This is a genomic window from Neogemmobacter tilapiae (genome assembly GCF_014652215.1).
Classification (GTDB): Bacteria; Pseudomonadota; Alphaproteobacteria; order Rhodobacterales; family Rhodobacteraceae; genus Neogemmobacter; species Neogemmobacter tilapiae.
Genome location: NZ_BMYJ01000001.1, coordinates 577400 through 594733, shown reverse-complemented (window position 1 = coordinate 594733; position 17334 = coordinate 577400). Strand labels below are relative to the sequence as shown.

Below are 17334 nucleotides of genomic sequence, written 5' to 3'. Positions count from 1 at the left end.
CTGCCCCCGCAACCAGAAAATCGCGTAAGATCAAAGACACGAACAACGCCCCGCGGGGCGGCTTTTCCGTTCCTCCGCACCAGCCAACAATAGGTCAACGTTTGACGAGGCCCCCATCGACGGGGCGGATAATCGTCGCCAGAGACAGCTGTCACTTCGGATTATCATTCAGAAACCGCTCCATCTGGTGCATCCGCTCGTGCAGGATCGTCCCGATGCCGACGTCCCCGTTCGATAGACGCCGCCAGTATACGAAATGATGGGTGTGCCGGAAGTAGAGGCCCTCCGCCCGGAACTCGGCCGGGATGGGGCCTGAAATAACGCCGTGGCTTTCGATCTGGTCGAACGCCGCGAAGAGTTCGGTAATGTCCCGATCCGGCTACTCTGCACCCCAGCGGTCGCGCGTGTAGCGGTCAATCGCGTCAAGCCGCAGCGATGCCGCCTCCTGGACGCGAATGGCCACGTGTCAGCCCCCAGTTCTAGGCGATAGCCGCAGTGGCGCTCAAGGAGCGATAGCTCGCCCGTGTGTTCATTCTTGCTTATCTTGAACACATGAAGATGGAGGTCATTATGTCCCAATCCCCATTTCCATTTCGGATTTGCCGCTCTACTGTGGCAGCGCACCGCCTGACGAGCAGATATTCATGATCACTGTCACGAACTTCACCAAGCACTACAAAGGCTTCGCCGCCGTCAAGGATCTCAGCTTTAAGGTCCGGCCGGGCCAAATTCTTGGACTGGTCGGGCCGAACGGGGCGGGCAAGACGACCACCTTGCGGGCCCTCTGCGGCATTGTTCCACCGACCTCCGGGCACCTCTTGGTCGCGGGCCATGACATCGTCAAAGACCCCATCGCGGCCAAACAGAACCTTGGCTACATTCCGGACGACCCAAGGCTGTTCGACACTTTGACGGTTTGGGAACATCTCGCCTTTACCGCCGCTGCCTACAGGGTCGCCAATTTTGAGCGTCAGGCCGAGGCCCTGCTTCAGTCCTTTGAACTTTCCCATAAGCGCGACACGCTGGTTCATAACCTGTCCCGCGGCATGCGCCAGAAAGTGGCCATCGCTTGTGCCTTCTTGCACGACCCGAAAGTCATCCTTTTCGATGAGCCTCTGACCGGGCTTGACCCCCAAGGCATCCGCGGCATTCAGCAGGCTATCCGCGAACGCGCCCGCGACGGTGCCGCCGTGATCATCAGCTCGCATCTTCTCAGCCTGTTCGAGACGCTCTGCACACATGTCATGGTGCTGAACCTGGGCGAATGCCGCCGCTTTGGCACCATGGGCGATATCCTCACCGAATTTGGCCAATCCGACAGCAATTCGGCCCTTGAGGCGGCTTATTTCACGATCACACAAGACAAGCAGATGGGTGAAGTCTGAGCCATGGATTCAGCGCTTCTTCGCCTTCTGGCCATGCGCATGCGCGGCGGGCTTCGCCTGCGGCTGATGCAGTTGGCAAGCCTTCGCGGCGTGCTGTTCTTCCTTGTTCTGGGCGGCATCGCTTGGCTGCTGATCACGACAGGTCAGCTGAACCCAAAGACGCAGCTGTTTGATGGGGCTGGCCTCGCTTCACCGGTGCTTCGCGATCAAATCGACACCTTCATGCCGCTTTCCCTGCTCGCGATGACGCTTCTGACGGTCCTGCTGACGACCGGGCCTTCGTTTCATTTTTCGCCAACCGAGATCAATCTTCTCTTTGTTGGCCCCTTCAGCCGCCGCGACCTGATCCTCTACAAATTCATCGCCTATGCGACCGGTGCCGCCCTCAGCGCCGCGCTCATCGCACCCTTTGCGCAGTCGCAAACCGGTTCTGTTCTGTCAGCCTTTACCGCCTCGTTTCTGACGCTTCTCTTTGTTCAGTTGAACAGTGCGGCCGTAGGCATGGCTTGGCAAAAGGTCGAAGGCACCCGCTTTGCGCGGCTCAAATGGCCTGTAACCGGGGTGATCTGCACTGTCGCGCTGGCCGCCATCGCCTATGCTTGGGCCTCCCCTGACTACAACCTGTTCGACCTTCTGTCCGGCCTGCGGCAATCGTGGATCGGCACCGTCATCCTGATCCCCTATATCCCCTTCGCTGAACTGTTTCTCGCGCAAACCCTTTTCCCGCAGCTGGCCCTTTGGGCCACCGTTGCGACCCTGATCAATGTTGCGCTGTTGTGGGCCGTTATCCGGCTTGATGGCCACACCTCCGAACGCTCGCTGCGGGAACACGCCCGGATGAGCGACCGGTGGGAGCGTATGAAGCAGGGCGGGTCGTTCTGGGCCACCGAACGCAGCGAGATTCCCTCGATCCGCCACGCGCCGATGCTGGGCGGGCTGGGGCCGATGGCTTGGCGTCAGGCCATCAAGGCCGTCCGCAACTCCTCAAAACTGATCGCCGTCTTCCTTGTCGGTGCCGGCTGCACAGGCCCGCTTTCGTCGATGGCCGGGATATCGATCATCGGCGACCGTGCGATGGTCGCGCTTTTCTTCTTTTTCGGCTACATCCTTCCGCGCACCTTGATCTGCGATTTTCGCGGCGACCTCACGCGGATGGAGACCTACAAGACCCTGCCCATCGCGCCTTGGCGCATCTGCATGGGGCAACTCGTGGTTCAGGTGCTTTTGGCCTACCTCATTGCACTGACAATGATTGTCAGCGTCTTTTTGTTTGAAGAAAGCATGGCGGCGCCGGTTGCTCTGGCGCTGGCGGCCTTTGCACTCCCTTTGACGCTGCTCATCTACGCGATCGAAAACACGATCTTTCTGCTGTTTCCGGCCAAGCTTATCCCGATGGGCCGGGCGGATTTTGAGTTTCTGGGCCGGGCTCTGATCGAATTCATCGCAAAGGCCTCTGTTATCGTCGTCGCTGTGTCCTTGGCGATTGGGGTTGGTTCCATCACCTTCATGATGTTCAAGACCACATTGCTCCTGCCAGCTTTGGCCAGTTGGCTGTCATTGATTTTGATTGCGGGCGTGGCAGTGATCGTGATGCAATATGCTTTCAGACGGTTTGTCGTGGCGGAAGCTTTCGACTAAGCCAATGAAAGAAGAGCTCTGAAGGAAACAACAGGGCGGTTTTCAATTTCGCAATCCGGCGATTTATAGTGGAGGCCCGTAAAGCATGGGCACGAACACATGCAGGCGGGTCGCAAAATAAAGTGGCGTCGCCTCTGTCCGCTGCTGAGACGACGCCGTGGGATCCAGCCGTGTTGAAGTTCGGTCAAGGTCAAGTTCTGCCACTACAACCAAAACCCCTAAAAATGCCGGTCGGAGTTTGACATCAATCGGCCAAATACCGTGTCTAAGGCAGACGGCATCTTTGTCTGGGCAGCCCCTTCTGCCACACTTGCTGAAGTTGAACTTCAGGGCGACACGGAATGAATCATAAAGACTTGTTGCGAAAATTGTTCGAACGATCCATCGAAGTGGCCGATCCGATGCGGTCTTTGGCTCGTTTTCTTCCAGCGAAGCCCGAAGGCCGGGTGCTTGTTGTGGGAGCGGGCAAAGCCAGTGCGAGAATGGCCGAAGCGGTTGAGGCGGCTTGGGGGCCTTGCGATGGTCTCGTGATCACGCGTCATGGCCATGGTCGACCCTGTCAAGGAATTGAGATTGTTGAGGCAAGTCATCCGGTCCCCGATGCGGCAGGGATGGTCGCGACCGAGCGGATGCTCGACCTATTGGCCCCACTGGGCGAAGGGGATTTCGTTCTGGCGTTGATTTCTGGCGGTGCATCGGCCCTGCTGTGCGCGCCGATAGATGGCGTGTCACTGGCAGAAAAGCAGGCAGTGAATGCAATGCTTCTGGCCTCCGGTGCCCCGATTGACCGGATGAATACTCTGCGCAAACATCTGAGCCGGGTAAAGGGCGGGCAATTGGCCGCTGCGGCCTATCCGGCGCGGATGCTGGCTTTGATGATCTCGGACGTGCCGGGCGACGATCCGGCCTTCATCGGATCGGGGCCGACCATCGGCGATAGTTCAACGCTCGAAGACGCGCGGGCGGTGGCTTTGCGCTGGCAACTGCCCTTGCCAGACTCTGTCAGGGCAGCTTTGCTGCGGCCAAGCGGGGTGATCGCGCCGGGCGATCCGCGGTTGGCGCGTGTCGAAAACCGGATCATTGCGGCCCCTGCGCAATCTCTGGCTGCGGCGGCAGATATGGGGCGTCGGGCAGGCTGGCAAGTTCAGGTCTTGAGCGACCGGTTGGAGGGTGAAGCGCGAGAGGTGGCGGTCGATCAAGCCCGATTGGTCATGCAGCTGGCCGCAGATCGCAAGCCGGGGGCGCCGCCCCTGCTTTTGCTGTCGGGCGGCGAACTGACCGTGACCCGGCGGGGCGACGGTCTTGGCGGACCCAATGCAGAGTTCTGCCTGGCGTTGGCCTTGGCGTTGAACGGCGCGGAGGGCATTCATGCGCTGGCCGGCGACACAGATGGCGTCGACGGTGGGGCCGAGGTCGCTGGGGCTGTCATCGGGCCGGATACTTTGGCAAAGGCCCAGCGTCTAGGGGAGGATGCAAGCCTAGCTTTGGCACGAAATGATGCCCACCGTTTTTTTGCGGCGCTGGGGGATCAGGTGATCACGGGACCGACCTTGACCAATGTGAATGACTTTCGAGCGATTCTGCTGACCTAATCAATGCGGCACAACGGATTGCAGAGCAGGCTTCCATCGACTAGCCTTCTGGTAATGCGTGGTGTTCTTTGTCTTTTTCTGGCGCTGACATTAGGGTGGTCTCCAACCGGGGTAGCCGCCCAAGAGGCCGTTTCACAGCCGATGGAGGTCTTGCCAGAAGGCCAGGCCTATTTGGATGCCGTGCGCTTTGGCCGGATTGACACAGACGTGGCCTATTTCGATCCAGCCGGGGCAGCCCCGAAACTCGCAACGGGCCAGGCACCGCCGGCACCTCCCGGCATTGATGGTCCCGATGTCGGTTCGATGACGAATATGGTGGCAGTTGTCGCGGCCGTTCTGCTGGTCGCGATGCTTGTTCTGGTGTTCAATTTTGGTGGGAATATCGTTCTTTCTGCAAAAGAAGAGGCACCAAATGTTGCTCGGGCGCGGCGGAATCAACGGTCACCGGGACTGGTCGATTCGGGGCCGCTGACTGATTTGCAAACTATTCTATCGCTACCTGACCGGCGTTTGGCGTTGATTTTGTTGGCACGTTTAGCACTTGTTCGGACCGTTGCGGCGAACGGCGTTCTATTGCAGGACAGCTGGACGGCTCGCGATGCCCTGCGGCATATTCCAAAGAAACAAGAGCATCTGGAGGCTTTGCAGCGGCTGGTCTTGGCGGGGGAATGGGCGCAATTTGGCAATCGTGACGTAAGCGAAGAAGAATTTGTCAGCCAGTTGCAGAATGCGCGGCCTCTGCTGGGGGGCACTGCGGGATGAGTGAAAAGGAAGGCGCGCCGACGGCCCCGAAGATTGAGTATTTAGTTGTCGGGGTGGTGGTGCTGATGGCCTTGGCCGCGGCGTTTTACCTTTCGTCGCAACGACAGCAGGCGCTACGATATTCGCGGCTGGGCCTTGAAGGCATGGTGTCGTTGCTGGCCGCAGGTGAGACGAGGGCGCAAAGCTACTTTGGCGACTGGCCGATCAATCAGGATGAAATCGGCCTGCTGCTTGTGCCGCTTTACGATACGCGGCTTGATCAGACGCGGACCTTTCCGGTGACGGATGAACAGCATCTGATGCAATCCGACGAGTATGATCTGGAATTGAACCCCATACTGGCAAAAGCTGCGGCGCTTCCGACGATGGTGGTGCTGCCGAAGTGGCGGAGTGGGGTTCGGCTGACGGGATTGGCCCATCCGGTGCTTTTGGTTGATTCGCGCGCCGTTGAGCAGACCCTCCGACGCCTGACAGGGCAAAGGGGAGGGCTGTTGCAGCGCAGCGGACAGGCTTTTACCGACCATTCCTACATGGCGATAGACGGAAGCCAGATGTTGGCAAGGCTCTATGTCGCCCAGACCTTTGATGGAGCGGGCTGCGAGCCCGTTGTGGGCCAGTTGGGGCGCATGGTTTTGGGGGAGTGTCCGGTGGCCGGGCGTGCGGATAAGGTGTTGATCTTGGCCGATCCCGACCTGTTGAACAACCACGGGCTTCGGTTGGGGCAGAATGCTGGAATTCTGCGCGACCTGGTGGCGGCACGGGCGCAGGGCAAGGATGTGGTCATTGACTACAGCCCGGAAGATTGGCTCTCGACGCGCCAGAACACCCCCAAGCGGGAACGCAGTTGGTCTGATTTGGCGCGCTTCTTGGAGCCGCCGTTTCTGGCGATGTGGTTGGGTGGGGCGATGACTCTGCTGCTATTCCTGTGGCGCGGCGGCCTGCGGCTGGGGCCTGTGCCGCGCATCTCTGCGGGGGCTGGGGCCAGCAAGATGCAGGCCATCGGAGCAAGGGCGCGGCTTATGCGTCGGACCGGTCAGGATGGCCCCCTGCTGGCAGAATACGCCGCAGCCCGCATCGCCGCGACGGCGGCACGGCTTGTTGGTCCGGCCCATGCACGGCTGATCGGTGAGGAGCAGGGCTTCTTGCGCTACGTCGCCCGCCACCATGCGGGCAAGGTTGACCGGCTGAACGTCATTCTGACGACCCTTCGCAATTTGCCGCTGCGAATTTCAGCGGCAGAGGCTATTCAACACGTGGACGAACTGGAACAGGTTCTGGAGCAGATAACCCATGACACTTGAAACACTGCGCATGCGGGCCGACGCTCTGCGTGGCGAAATCGGGCGGACCGTGCTGGGCCAGGACGAGGTGATCGACCTGTTGCTTGTGGCTCTTTTTGCCCGGGGCCACGTGTTGCTGGAAGGCCCGCCCGGCACAGCAAAAACCCTTTTGGCGCGCAGCTTTGCAGCCTCTCTGGCACTCGACTTTGGGCGGGTTCAATTTACACCGGACCTGATGCCTGGGGACATTCTGGGCACCTCCATCTTTAACTTTCAGACCAACGCTTTTGTGTTGACCAAGGGTCCCGTCTTTTCGCAGGTGCTTTTGGCCGATGAAATCAACAGGGCGCCACCGAAAACCCAGGCCGCGCTGTTGCAGGCGATGAACGAAAGGACCGTCAGCATCGATGGGACCGATCACGCCCTGGGCCGCGACTTTATCGTGATTGCGACGCAGAACCCCATCGAACAGCAGGGCACTTATCCGCTGCCCGAAGCGCAGCTGGACCGTTTCCTGTTCAAGCTGGACATCGACTTTCCGCCAGAAGATGTGGAATTGGCCATCCTCAAGCAACATGCCGGTCAGCCAATCGAGGCGGGCTTGGAAACGGCCGGCCTAAAAAAGGTGCTGGATTCGGCGGCCTTGGATGAAAGCCGGGGGCTGATCGACCAGATCATCCTGAAAGAGGACATTCTGGCCTACATTCTGCGGCTGGTGCGTGCGACGCGCGAGAACCCGGAAATCGCGCATGGGGCATCGACCCGGGCCGCTGACGCGGTGGCGCGTGCAGCGCGGGCTTTGGCCGCGCTTTCCGGGCGCGACTTTGCTATTCCTGACGATGTTAAACGGCTATTTATTCCGGCGATGCGACACCGGATTGTGCTGGGACCGGCGGCAGAGATCGAAGGCCGCAGCGCGCCGCAGGTGCTGGAAAACATCCTCAATCAAATCGAGGTGCCGCGCTGATCCGGCCATCTGTCCGTTTGCTGTGGGGGGCGTCTGGCACCTTAGTGGTCTCGGCCCTTGGACTGATCTGGGGCGGGGTCTTGCGTGATTTGGCATGGCTCCCTTGGACGGTTCTGGGTGGAGTGGCACTGGCCGACCTTGCATTTTCAATGGCGCAGGGACGGCGCAAGGCCTTGGATTTGCGGGTGCCAGCAGAGGTTTTCGTGGGCGAAGAGGCGTCTATCGACCTTTCGATTCAGCCCCATCCCGCGGGTCTGACGGGCTTACTGGATTGGCCCGAGGGGCTGACCGGCGCCTCCGTCGTTGCTTTTGCTGAAGGGCGGGCGAAAATTCGGTTCCGCGCGGTCCGACGCGGCATTTGGCGGCTGGACAATCTTTGGCTGCGCTGGCCCTCGCGCCTGTCGTTGTTCGAGTTCGGAGCAAAACTGGGGATGGCGGTGGCCGTCCGAGTGGTTCCTAATGTGCGGCCTGTGCAATCTGGTCAGATCACAACAACGGTCATGTCGACCCTTTACGGCGTCAAGGAAAACCGGGCGATTGGCGAAGGGTCAGAGTTTCACCAACTGCGCGACTTTGTGAAAGGTATGGACGTCAAGACCATCGACTGGAAACGTTCCGCTCGACGTCGGGCGCTTGTTGCACGGGAATTGCGGGCAGAGCGAAATCACCATGTCATTCTGGCCTTGGACAACGGCTATCTGATGCGCGAGGAAATCGCTGGACTTCCCAAGATTGACCATGCGACCACAGCAGCACTGTCCGTGGCTTGGGCCGCAGCCATCGGTGGCGATCTGGTGGGCTATTTCAGCTATGACGCAAGGCCCCGAATCTTTGTGTCGCCGCAACCCGGTCGGCAGGCCTTTGCGAGGTTGCGAAGCTGGACGGCCGATTTGTCCTATGTCGGTCGCGAGACGAACCACACGCTGGCCCTGACCGAGCTGAATGCGCGCACGCCAAAGCGCAGCTTGATCATTGTCTTTACAGATTTCATCGATACGACCTCGGCCGCCCTGATGGTGGAAAACATTGGGCTTTTGGCCAAACGGCATCTGGTGATCTTTGTTACCCTGCGCGACCCCGAGACCGAGGCATTGATCGAGACCGGCCCCGAGGATCTGGATGGGGTGGCGTCACTTGTGGCCGCCAATCAGGCCATCGTGGAACGGCGACTGGTGTTGGAGCAATTGACGCGCATGGGGGTGACCATCGTAGACGCCAAGCCCGGTATGGTGACGGCGCAGCTGATCTCGGCCTATTTGGAAATCAAGGCAAGGGATCTGATCTGATGCTGCAACAGCGTGTGATGATCCGTTCAGCCCGGTTTCGCAGCGAGCGTGAAGAGGACTGGCGCCGCCTAGAGGCGCTGGTCGCACGGGCCGAAACACAAGGCCTTCAGAACATGGCCTTCACCGAGGCGCGCGATTTGGCTGCCGCCTATCGGCGGGTCACCACCTCTCTGGCGATCGCGCGGGAAATCAGTCTAGACAGGGCGCTACTGGATTATCTGGAGGCGCTGACGGCGCGGGCCTATCTTTGCGTTCACGCCCCGCAAGAAAGACTGGGCGGGCTGATCCATCGGTTCTTCGTGCGGTCAGCGCCGCAAGCCATGCGACGTTCTTGGAAGTTCGTTGCTTTGGGTTTTCTTTGCATGGGGTTGGGGGCTTTAGCGGGCTTCCTACTATTCATCGAGAGTCCAGCTTGGTATTATGTTTTTATGCCACCTTCGTTGGGCGATGGGCGAGGGCCCGATGCGTCGACCGCCGAATTGCGTAGCTACATCTATGACGCGATGCCGGATCGCTCTGGTCTAGGGGCCTTTGCCACCTTCCTGTTTTCGCACAACACCCGGATCGCAATCTTTGTCTTTGGTTTGGGTGTTTTTGCCTGCGCACCCGCAATTCTGCTAACCTTTTACAACGGGATCGTCGTTGGCGCCTTTGTCGGACTGCATGTGGACCGGGGGCTCGGCTGGGATATCGCAGGCTGGCTTTCCGTTCATGGGGTAACAGAGCTATCGGCCATCTGCATCGCCTGCGGCGGTGGCCTGCAACTGGGGGCCGCAGTGCTTTTTCCCGGCGATCATAGCCGGAGGGAGGCGTTGCGCTTGGCCGGTCGGGATGCCGTAAAGCTGGCGCTGGTTGCTGCGCTCATGCTGGTGGTCGCGGCCTTGCTGGAAGGCTTTGCCCGGCAACTGGTGCAGGACCGTACAATGCGGCTGGCCTTGGGATGGGGGATCGGCGCTTCTTGGTTGGCATGGTTCATTTTCGGTGGAAGGGGGCGAGTGTGAGATTGTTTCGGCGCAACCCGTCGCAGGAAATGCCTTCGCCTGACCTGGTTTTGCCACCCGAAGGCGTACCGATCCGGCTGAAGGTGGCGGGTGTTGGGGTCCGTATGGCGGCACAGCTGACCGACATTCTGATCACCTTTATCGCGGCGATCTGTTTGTTGATTGTCCTTGGGTTTCTGCGTCTGACCTCTCCCGACACCTTATTTGCCATCGGGGCTTTGCTGTTCTTCCTCCTGCGAGTGCCTTACTATATTTTGGCCGAGTTGCTGTGGAACGGCCAGACCTTGGGCAAGCGGTTGATGAAGATCAAGGTTGTTGCGCATGACGGTGGATCACTGACGACCCATGCCGTCGTTCTGCGAAATTTGATGAAAGAGGCGGAGATATTTCTTCCCGGAACATTGGTGCTCATGCTGGACAGCGCCAGTCCTGTTTCGTCCTTTATGGCGCTGGCTTGGGTCGCGATGGCTTTGGCAATTCCCCTGCTAAGTCGCTGGCGGCAACGGTTGGGCGACCTTCTGGCGGGGACCCATGTGATCCACTTGCCGCAACCGATACTGATGCCCGACCTTGCGCGCGCTGACCCTGTACTGCACCGGGCCGATGCGCCGGGTTTCATCTTTTTGGCCCATCAGCTGGACCATTATGGGGCCTTTGAATTGCAGACACTCGAGGGGCTTTTGCGCGCGCCCAGTACAGCGATGACGGGGGCGAATTACGTGAACCACCGCGCGACCGTGGGGGCAATCATCGAAAAGATTCGTCGCAAGATCCACTATGCCGATCCCGTGCCTGTCGCTGATCAGGATGCCTTTCTGCGGGCTTTTTACAGCGCGCAGCGGGCGCATCTGGAACAAAGGCAATTGTTCGGCGAACGCCGGGCCGACAAGCACCATGCTAGGCATGTTGACGCGGCAGATTGATCATTCCGTTCAAAAATCCATCGACACTCGCGTTATTCGCTTGTCACAAAGCCGTGTTTCACCTTTTCTACGGCCTAGGCTGAACCTTTTGCCGGATGGAACCGGGCATAAGCAGGCCAGAAGGATAACAAGAAACCGGAACCGGGGACCAACATGACAGACAGCACAACATTTCAGGCCCCACAGCCCTTGGGCGTGGGCAGCATCATCAGCGAAAGCTTTTCCATTCTTGGCCGCAACATCCTCTCAGTCGTAGTTCTCGCATTGGGCCCAACCCTGCTTGGCTTGGTCATCAGCGGCCTTTTGGTGGGTTGGGGTGTGACGCTGGGGGCAGGGTCCGTCAGTCCGGGCGACATCAGCATCCCGATGGTCATCCTATCGGCGGTGATCCAGATTGCCTTGGCCGGTGTTACGACCGGTTTGCTGATCCAACTGGCCTATGACGCGAAATTGGGCAAGCCCGTGACGCCGATGGCCTATATCGCCCCCGCTTTGGCGGTGATTGTGCCGCTGACGGTGCTGAGCTTTGTGGCGGGTCTCGCGGCAGGGATCGCCACCCTTGCGTTGATCATTCCGGGCCTTTGGGTCTATGCCGTCTTTTCGGTCATGCCCGCGGCGGTGATCATTGAAAAGGTGGGCTTCGGCGGCCTGGGGCGCAGCGTGGAACTGACCCGCGAATATCGTTGGCCGATTGTGGGCGCTGTGATCCTGATGGGGATTTGCAACTTTGTCATTCAGTTGGTGGCAGGCTTTGTCATCGGCCTGATTGCCGGATCGACAGGGATCGTCGGTGCCTTGATCGTGATGGGGCTGCTTTCGGCCGTAACCTATGGTCTGGGTAGTATTCTCGTCGCGCTGATTTATGCCCGCCTGCGGGAAATCAAAGAAGGCACCAGCGTGCGTGACATCGCGGCAGTCTTTGACTAAACGGTCGGCCTGCATGAAAAGAACGGCGCGGGTGCAACCCCGCGCCGTTTGCCTTTTTGGGGCTTACGCGGTCAAGCTCTGCCGAGCGAGAGCCGCAATCATGTCGGTGCGGGTGACGATGCCCACGATACGACCCTTGGACAAGACAGGCACCGCATCGCAATGCCCGTCCGCCAGCTGCGGCAGCAGGGCAGCAACGGGTGTCGTTGGGGTCGCGCGGGGGTTGGCCACCGCCATAATGTCGCCCGCCCGTTTCGCGCCACCTTCGCCGGGGCTTCCGGTCAAGCGGCGCATGGCTGCGGCAAAGCGGGTTTCCAGTCTAAACGCATCTTCGCGGGCCTGCCGGATCAGGTGAATCTGAAAGATCACACCAAAGAACCGCATTTCTGGGCCAACGACCGGCAGCGAAGTAAATCCGTGGCGGCGAAAGATCCCGGCCACCTCGTCCAGCGAGGTCTCGGGGCTGACGGTCACTAGGTCGCGCGACATGATGTCTGCCGCTGTCAAAGGCCCCGTGCGATGCGTTGCCGCTTGAATTTCCGCCGCACCGATAAGCCGCGCCAGATCTTCGACACCGAGGTTCAACGACTGGCGGTAGCTGTCCAGAATGGCGGTCAGCTCACTTTCCGACAGACCGAGACGTTCCGTGGGCGGGGCATCAGCCGTGCCAAAGGGCCCGGGGGCATGATAGACGCGAAAGGGATAGTGCCTGCCGCTCAGCCGGGCCCAGACCATTGCCAGAACGATCAGGATAAGGGTGCCCAGGCCGACGGGGGCGGCCGCAAAGCCAAAACCCAGCGTGTCGACCAGTTCGGGGGACAGCGCAGCCGTCATAGCCACCGCCCCGGCGGGCGGATGCACGGCACGGGCCAGAATAGTCATCGGAATGGTCAGGCCAAGAGCGACAACGATCCGAAGATTGGGATCATCAAACACCTTGACTACCGCCACCCCGATAAGCGCGGCCAAAACATTGCCCACCAGCGCCGACCAAGGCTGGGCGAGGGGGCTGTTGGGCACGGCGAAAAGCAGGACGGCACTGGCCCCAAATGGGGCGATCAAGGTCAGACTGGCTGGCAGAGGCAGATTTGGGGCAGCCATAGCGAAGCTCAGCGCCAACAGCGCCGTAGCTATTAGGGCACCGCTTGCGGCCCTGATGGTCTCTGCGGGACGTGCAGGTGGTAGAACCGGCCCCAGACTGCGCCAAAGCAGACTTCCACGGGTCTGACGGTCGGTCTTTTGGTTCATCTTGCCCCTGCCTCTTGCTTGCGGTTGCAAGAGTGGCGCGCAAGGGATGCAGGGACAAGATGGAAACATCCCCACGGCGGGGAGTGCCGGGGATGTTTTCCGAAATTACAGGCCCAGATAGCGGCGCAGCGTGGCGGCGGTGCCATCGCGGGCGACTTCCGCTAGGCGGGCGGCGAAGCGGTCGCGCAGGGCAGCATTCTGACCCAGATCGCCATAGACGGTTTCCATGCCCAGCCAAGCCATCGGATCGGCCTTGGCGCGGCGGGCGCGGTCTTGCAGATCATCCCAATTCGGATCGTTGGGCGGGATCGGTGCACCGCTGTCGGTCTGGCCTGCGCAGTAGTGGCACCAGAAGGCGGACAACAGGATCAGGCCCTCGGGCAGTGTCCCTGCCGCCAGATTGTCGCGGATCGAAGGGACGATGAATTTCGGCTGGCGGTTCGATCCGTCCAGACAAAGGCGGGCGGTGGTGTCGGCAATCCGCGGGTTGGAAAAGCGGTCGATGATCAGATCGCGGTACCAGCCCAGATTGGTGCCGGGCACCGGCGGGACATGGGGCAGGATTTCGTCATTTTCCAGCCTGGTCAAAAAGGCGCGGATCAGCGGATCGGCCATCGCCTCATGCACCAGCGTCAGATCCATCAGCGCCGAAGGATAGGCGATGATGGCATGGCCGCCATTCAGGATGCGGATCTTCATCATCTCAAACGCATGGACCTGATCGGTGAAGGTGACGCCCACCTTTTCCAACGCGGGGCGGCCTTGGGGGAAGTTGTCCTCCAGCACCCATTGGCGGAAGGGTTCGCAGGTCACGGGCACCGGATCATCGGCCTGACCGAACTCCCCCGCCAAGGCACGTTCCAAGGGGCCGGTGGCGGGGGTGATCCGGTCCACCATGCCGTTCGGAAAGGCGACATTCGCGTCGATCCAGTCGGCCATTGCAGGGTCGGACAAGCGCGCAAGGCCGGTGACGGTGGTATGGGTGACATGGCCGTTGCCCGGTAGGTTGTCGCAGGACATCACCGTAAAGGGCGGAATCCCCGCCGCCCGCCGCGCTTTCAGGGCCGCAATGATCGCGCCAAAGGCTGTGCGGTGCGGATTGGCAGCATCGGCCTTGATCTCGGGATGGGTCGTGTCGAACCCGCCCTGCGGGTTCAGGAAATAACCGCCTTCCGTCACCGTCAGGCTGACGATGCGGATTTCGGGCTGCGACATGGCCTTGATCAGGGCCGCGTTGTCCGCCTCGACCGGCAGAAAGTCGATCATCGAACCGATGCGGCGGGCGCTGGGGCCTTTCGGATCCAGTTCGATCACCGTCGACAGACAATCCTGCCCCCGCATGGCATCGCGCATGCGGGCATCGGCAGGCCGCACCCCCGCACCAAGAATGGCCCAGTCATGGCCTTCATCCAGCGCAAACAGATCGTCCAGATAGACGGCCATATGCGCCCGATGAAAGTTGCCAAGTCCTATATGGACGATGCCGGGTTTCAGTGAGGCCCGGTCATAGCTGGGTTCTTGGGCGGATGCAGTCATGGCAAGGGTCTTTCTTTAGGATGTTCTGGGGGAGGGCGATCAGATCGCCACCCCTTCGGCGTCAAAGCGATAGATCTTGTCGGGCATCGGCGTCAGCCAGACGGTGTCGCCATGTTTCACCACCACCTCGCCACTGATCCGCGCGGTGATCGTGCCGGCCTCTTCGGTGTTCACATGCACAAAGGTATCTGACCCCAGATGTTCGGCCACGCCCACCGTGCCCTTCCATGGGCCGCTGGAGGTGGAGAGCATCACATGTTCAGGCCGCACGCCGATGGTGGCGGCGTTGTGGTATTTCGCCACCTGCCCGCCGACGAAGTTCATCTTGGGGCTGCCGATAAAACTCGCGACAAAGATGTTCTTTGGGTTCTTATACAGTTCCAGCGGGCTGCCCGCCTGTTCGATCCGACCGGCATTCAGCACCACGATCTTGTCGGCCATGGTCATCGCCTCGACCTGATCATGGGTCACATAGATCATGGTCGTTTTGAGCCGCTGATGCAGTTCGGTGATCTCAAGCCGCATTCCCATCCGCAGGGCGGCATCCAGGTTTGACAAGGGTTCGTCGAACAGGAACGCTTTCGGTTCCCGTACGATGGCCCGCCCGATGGCGACCCGCTGACGCTGACCGCCCGAAAGCTGGCCCGGACGGCGGTCCAGCAGTTTGTTCATGTTCAACACACCCGCCGCCGCCTTGACGCGCTTTTCCTGTTCTTCCGGCGACATGCCCGCCATCTTTAGCGGAAAGGCGATGTTTTTGCGCACGGTCATATGCGGATACAGCGCGTAAGATTGGAACACCATGGCCAGCCCACGTTTTGCGGGGGGCAGGTCGGTCGCGTTCACGCCGTCGATGGTGATAGAACCGGCCGACGTATCCTCTAGCCCCGCGATCAGCCGCAGAAGGGTGGATTTGCCGCAACCCGAAGGGCCAACAAAGACCACGAATTCCCCTTCGTTGATTTCCAGATCCAAGGGCGGAATGACGGTGACTTCGCCGAATTGCTTGACGACTTTTGAAAGAGTGATCTGTCCCATGATGGCCTCTATTTCACCGCGCCGAAGGTCAGGCCGCGGACAAGTTGTTTCTGGCTGAACCAGCCCATGATCAGGATTGGGGCGATGGCCATGACGCTGGCCGCCGAAAGTTTGGCGTAGAACAGCCCTTCGGGACTGGAATAGCTGGCGATAAAGGCGGTCAGCGGTGCCGCACTGGCGGCCGTCAGGCGCAGGGTCCAGAAGGCCTCGTTCCAAGCCAGAATGATGTTCAGCAGCATGGTCGAGGCGATGCCGGGAATGGCCATGGGCGTCAGCACATAAAGAATTTCCGACCGCAGGCTCGCGCCATCCATCCGCGCCGCCTCAAGGATCTCACCGGGGATTTCCTTGAAATAGGTGTAAAGCATCCAGACGATGATCGGCAGGTTGACCAAGGTCAGGATCGCCACCAGACCGATGCGGGTGTCCAAAAGCCCCAGATCGCGGAAGATCAGATAGATCGGCACCAGAACCCCGGCGGCGGGCATCATCTTGGTCGAAAGCATCCACATCAGCAGGTCTTTCGTCCGTTTTCCTGGCACAAAGGCCATCGACCAGGCCGCAGGAATGGCGATAGCCAGCCCTATGAGCGTGGAACCCAGCGACAGCACGACAGAGTTCCAGAAGTGCTTGAAGTAATCCGAGCGGCCCTGAACCTCACCATAGGCATCAAAAGTCCAGGCGCTTGAGATCACGTGCAAGGGCGTGCCGATGGCATCGCCTTCGGCTTTGAAGGACAGGATAAAGATCCAGAGGATCGGAAAGAAGATCAGCACGCCGATGGTCCAGGCGGCAACGGTGGTCATGGTCTTCTGGCTGTTGGATATGCGGCGGGGCATGGTTCAATGCTCCAAGTTCTTGCCGATGGCGCGCATCAGGAAGAAGGCGACAATATTGGCAAGGATGATGGCGATGACACCCCCGGCGGCCCCCATGCCCACGTCATTGTCGACGATCGAGGCAAGGTAGACGAGGAAGGGCAGGTTCAGACTGGCGGTGCCAGGGCCACCGTTGGTGGTGACAAGGATTTCGGCATAGACTGACAGGATAAAGATCGTCTGGATCAGGATGACCACGGTGATCGCGCGGGTCATATGCGGCAGGATGATATAGATGAAACGCGACCAGACCGAAGCGCCGTCCATTTCTGCCGCCTCGATCTGTTCGCGGTCCAGACTTTGCAGGGCCGTCAGCAAGATCAGTGTGGCAAAGGGCAGCCACTGCCAGGCGACCATGATGATGATCGACATCAGCGGCGATTGGCCCAGAAAATCATAGCCGTCGCCGCCGAAAGCCTTGGCGATATGTGCAAACAGGCCATTCACCGGATCCATGAACATGTTCTGCCAGACCAGGGCCGACACGGTGGGCATCACGAAGAAGGGGGCCAGAACCAGCAGGCGAACGATGCCTTGCCCCCAGAAGGGCTGATCGAGCAGCAGCGCCAGAAGGATGCCGCCGATGGTGGTGATGGCCAGAACGCCCAAGACCAGCCGCAGGGTGTTCCAGATGGCGGGTTGAAAGCGGAAGTCGGTGATAAAGTAGTAGTAGTTCTCGATCCCGGCGAAACCCGTGCGATCAGGATAAAGCAGATTATATTGTTGAAAGCTGAACCAAATGGTCATGGCCAGTGGAACGATCATCCAGATCAGAAGCACTGCCACAGCGGGAGAGACCATCAGCCTTCCGGCAGATTTCGAGTGTTCGGTGGCCATGCTGCACCTGCAATATGTGGGGGAAGGTCGAAAAAA

Annotated in this window: 15 protein-coding genes and 1 pseudogene; 10 read left to right on the top strand and 6 right to left on the bottom strand. The window is 60.0% G+C overall.

All coding sequences use genetic code 11. The features are described 5' to 3' along the window. Positions 1–151: 151 nt before the first annotated feature. Positions 152–463 (bottom strand): annotated as a pseudogene (locus tag IE095_RS18220) (type II toxin-antitoxin system RelE/ParE family toxin). 181 nt (positions 464–644) lie between these two features. On the opposite strand from IE095_RS18220, the gene IE095_RS03010 reads away from it, so the two are divergent. The 10 genes from IE095_RS03010 (at position 645) to IE095_RS02965 (ending at position 11761) form a co-directional block, all read left to right on the top strand. Beyond that, positions 645–1385 (top strand): ABC transporter ATP-binding protein, encoded by a 741-nt coding sequence (locus tag IE095_RS03010; RefSeq protein ID WP_189410102.1) that lies wholly within the window; start codon positions 645–647, stop codon positions 1383–1385. A 39-nt stretch (positions 1386–1424) separates the two neighbouring features. Further along, positions 1425–3023 carry a hypothetical protein gene (locus tag IE095_RS03005; RefSeq protein ID WP_189410101.1) on the top strand — a complete coding sequence of 533 codons (1599 nt, stop codon included), beginning with the start codon at positions 1425–1427 and terminating at the stop codon, positions 3021–3023. Positions 3024–3364: 341 nt separating this feature from the next. Further along, positions 3365–4615 carry a glycerate kinase type-2 family protein gene (locus IE095_RS03000; RefSeq protein WP_189410100.1) on the top strand — a complete coding sequence of 417 codons (1251 nt, stop codon included), beginning with the start codon at positions 3365–3367 and terminating at the stop codon, positions 4613–4615. A 54-nt stretch (positions 4616–4669) separates the two neighbouring features. Continuing rightward, entirely contained in the window at positions 4670–5377 is a 708-nt protein-coding gene (locus IE095_RS02995; protein WP_189410099.1) for a DUF4129 domain-containing protein, read from the top strand. Further along, entirely contained in the window at positions 5374–6678 is a 1305-nt protein-coding gene (locus IE095_RS02990) for a hypothetical protein (RefSeq protein WP_189410098.1), read from the top strand. Before IE095_RS02995 ends, IE095_RS02990 begins: the two co-directional genes overlap by 4 nt. Then, on the top strand, positions 6668–7624 hold the full coding sequence (locus IE095_RS02985; protein ID WP_189410097.1) for an AAA family ATPase: 957 nt from the start codon (positions 6668–6670) through the stop codon (positions 7622–7624). Before IE095_RS02990 ends, IE095_RS02985 begins: the two co-directional genes overlap by 11 nt. An 80-nt stretch (positions 7625–7704) precedes the next feature. Further along, positions 7705–8910, top strand: coding sequence for a DUF58 domain-containing protein (locus IE095_RS02980; RefSeq protein WP_229804433.1), 1206 nt, complete (start codon positions 7705–7707; stop codon positions 8908–8910). Then, positions 8910–9911, top strand: a complete 1002-nt coding sequence (locus IE095_RS02975; protein ID WP_189410096.1) for a stage II sporulation protein M — start codon at positions 8910–8912, stop codon at positions 9909–9911. The genes IE095_RS02980 and IE095_RS02975 overlap by 1 nt, the downstream gene beginning before the upstream one ends. Further along, complete coding sequence (locus IE095_RS02970) at positions 9908–10834, top strand: RDD family protein (RefSeq protein ID WP_229804432.1); 927 nt, start codon at positions 9908–9910, stop codon at positions 10832–10834. Before IE095_RS02975 ends, IE095_RS02970 begins: the two co-directional genes overlap by 4 nt. A gap of 153 nt (positions 10835–10987) precedes the next feature. Beyond that, positions 10988–11761, top strand: coding sequence for a hypothetical protein (locus tag IE095_RS02965; protein ID WP_189410094.1), 774 nt, complete (start codon positions 10988–10990; stop codon positions 11759–11761). A 63-nt stretch (positions 11762–11824) separates the two neighbouring features. Here the strand turns inward: IE095_RS02965 and IE095_RS02960 are convergent, their stop codons facing one another. The 5 genes from IE095_RS02960 to IE095_RS02940 form a co-directional block, all read right to left on the bottom strand. After that, positions 11825–13009 carry an HPP family protein gene (locus IE095_RS02960; protein WP_189410093.1) on the bottom strand — a complete coding sequence of 395 codons (1185 nt, stop codon included), beginning with the start codon at positions 13007–13009 and terminating at the stop codon, positions 11825–11827. Between the two features lie 105 nt (positions 13010–13114). Beyond that, entirely contained in the window at positions 13115–14545 is a 1431-nt protein-coding gene (locus IE095_RS02955) for a mannitol dehydrogenase family protein (protein ID WP_189410092.1), read from the bottom strand. Positions 14546–14584: 39 nt separating this feature from the next. After that, positions 14585–15583 carry an ABC transporter ATP-binding protein gene (locus IE095_RS02950; RefSeq protein ID WP_189410091.1) on the bottom strand — a complete coding sequence of 333 codons (999 nt, stop codon included), beginning with the start codon at positions 15581–15583 and terminating at the stop codon, positions 14585–14587. 8 nt (positions 15584–15591) lie between these two features. Further along, on the bottom strand, positions 15592–16422 hold the full coding sequence (locus IE095_RS02945) for a carbohydrate ABC transporter permease (RefSeq protein WP_189410090.1): 831 nt from the start codon (positions 16420–16422) through the stop codon (positions 15592–15594). A gap of 3 nt (positions 16423–16425) precedes the next feature. Next, positions 16426–17298: a carbohydrate ABC transporter permease gene (locus IE095_RS02940; protein ID WP_189410089.1), complete on the bottom strand. Its 873-nt coding sequence runs from the start codon at positions 17296–17298 to the stop codon at positions 16426–16428. Positions 17299–17334 lie beyond the last annotated feature (36 nt).

Excerpts from the sequence above, each read along its gene's own strand:
- IE095_RS03010 (WP_189410102.1), top strand. The coding sequence starts at position 645 with ATGATCACTGTCACGAACTTCACCAAGCACTACAAAGGCTTCGCCGCC.
- IE095_RS03005 (WP_189410101.1), top strand. The coding sequence starts at position 1,425 with ATGCGCGGCGGGCTTCGCCTGCGGCTGATGCAGTTGGCAAGCCTTCGC.
- IE095_RS03000 (WP_189410100.1), top strand. The coding sequence starts at position 3,365 with ATGAATCATAAAGACTTGTTGCGAAAATTGTTCGAACGATCCATCGAA.
- IE095_RS02995 (WP_189410099.1), top strand. The coding sequence starts at position 4,670 with ATGCGTGGTGTTCTTTGTCTTTTTCTGGCGCTGACATTAGGGTGGTCT.
- IE095_RS02990 (WP_189410098.1), top strand. The coding sequence starts at position 5,374 with ATGAGTGAAAAGGAAGGCGCGCCGACGGCCCCGAAGATTGAGTATTTA.
- IE095_RS02985 (WP_189410097.1), top strand. The coding sequence starts at position 6,668 with ATGACACTTGAAACACTGCGCATGCGGGCCGACGCTCTGCGTGGCGAA.
- IE095_RS02975 (WP_189410096.1), top strand. The coding sequence starts at position 8,910 with ATGCTGCAACAGCGTGTGATGATCCGTTCAGCCCGGTTTCGCAGCGAG.
- IE095_RS02965 (WP_189410094.1), top strand. The coding sequence starts at position 10,988 with ATGACAGACAGCACAACATTTCAGGCCCCACAGCCCTTGGGCGTGGGC.
- IE095_RS02960 (WP_189410093.1), bottom strand. The coding sequence starts at position 13,009 with ATGAACCAAAAGACCGACCGTCAGACCCGTGGAAGTCTGCTTTGGCGC.
- IE095_RS02955 (WP_189410092.1), bottom strand. The coding sequence starts at position 14,545 with ATGACTGCATCCGCCCAAGAACCCAGCTATGACCGGGCCTCACTGAAA.
- IE095_RS02950 (WP_189410091.1), bottom strand. The coding sequence starts at position 15,583 with ATGGGACAGATCACTCTTTCAAAAGTCGTCAAGCAATTCGGCGAAGTC.
- IE095_RS02945 (WP_189410090.1), bottom strand. The coding sequence starts at position 16,422 with ATGCCCCGCCGCATATCCAACAGCCAGAAGACCATGACCACCGTTGCC.
- IE095_RS02940 (WP_189410089.1), bottom strand. The coding sequence starts at position 17,298 with ATGGCCACCGAACACTCGAAATCTGCCGGAAGGCTGATGGTCTCTCCC.